Source organism: Halomonas sp. NPDC076908 (genome assembly GCF_050269715.1).
Classification (GTDB): Bacteria; Pseudomonadota; Gammaproteobacteria; order Pseudomonadales; family Halomonadaceae; genus Vreelandella.
On record NZ_JBNNIW010000118.1, the window covers coordinates 1 to 1,121 of the forward strand.

Below are 1,121 nucleotides of genomic sequence, written 5' to 3' on the forward strand. Positions count from 1 at the left end.
TGGCACTGTCTGGGTGAATGGCGATAATGGCTATATTGCCATGCAGGTCAGTGGGTTAGAAGTGCTTCCGGGGGCCGGTCTCACGGATTCAGGATAATGCTACGTGTTGTTCAGGGGATCATCATGAAAATCATCGCTTCATTAATTATGGTCAGTTTACTCAGTGGCTGTGCAGGGATGGTCGCAACCTCCGAAAATCTAGAAGGTGCACAAGCAACGTTGACGCCACGAGGAGCAACTTATCAAGATTTAGTATCTCTACCCCCACCGGCAGGCAAAATCTTTGTTTCTGTCTACGACTTCCGCGATCAGACAGGTCAATACCGTCCCGCGCCGGCTAGTACCTTTTCCACCGCGGTGACGCAAGGTGCTGCGGCCATGCTCACCGGCGCCCTGGCAGACTCTGGCTGGTTTATACCGCTTGAGCGAGTAGGTTTACAAAACTTGCTCACTGAAAGGCGGATTATCCGTGCAGAATTCGAGCGTTTTGGCCAACCCGATACCTTGCCATCACTACGAGCAGCATCCGTCATGCTGGAAGGCGGTATCATTGCTTATGAGTCCAATATACGTACTGGTGGCGCCGGAGCTGAGTATTTTGGCATTGGAGCATCTGGGCAGTACCAAGTGGATCAGGTAACGGTAAATTTACGCGCCGTTGAAATATCAACTGGAGAAGTACTGGCTAACGTTACGACAACTAAAACAATTTACTCTAAAGAGATGCGAGCAGGGGTTTATCGTTTTATCGACTTTAGACGTTTGTTAGAAGCCGAAGTAGGGCTTACCACAAACGAACCTGTTCAACTTGCCGTTATGTCGGCTATTGAATCAGCTGTCATTCACTTGGTAGCACGAGGAGTAGAAAGCAATCTTTGGAACCTTTCGAATGGGGTTAATTTTCAAGACACTATTTTGTCAGATTACCTAGACGCACCTATTCCGTTACTCTAACGACTCTTTTAGACGTAAAAGCAAGGGACATAGCACTTTTATAACAATATACAATTAAAAAAGTGACTCTAGTCCTGAATCCGTGAGACCGGCCCCCGGAAGCACTTCTAACCCACTGACCTGCATGGCAATATAGCCATTATCGCCATTCACCCAGACAGTGCCAT

1 protein-coding gene is annotated in these 1,121 nt (G+C 47.9%); it reads left to right on the forward strand.

What is annotated here, in order from left to right:
- Nucleotides 1-123 precede the first annotated feature (123 nt).
- Nucleotides 124-954: a CsgG/HfaB family protein gene (locus ACQKE4_RS20760; RefSeq protein WP_427390115.1), complete on the forward strand. Its 831-nt coding sequence runs from the start codon at nt 124-126 to the stop codon at nt 952-954.
- Nucleotides 955-1,121 lie beyond the last annotated feature (167 nt).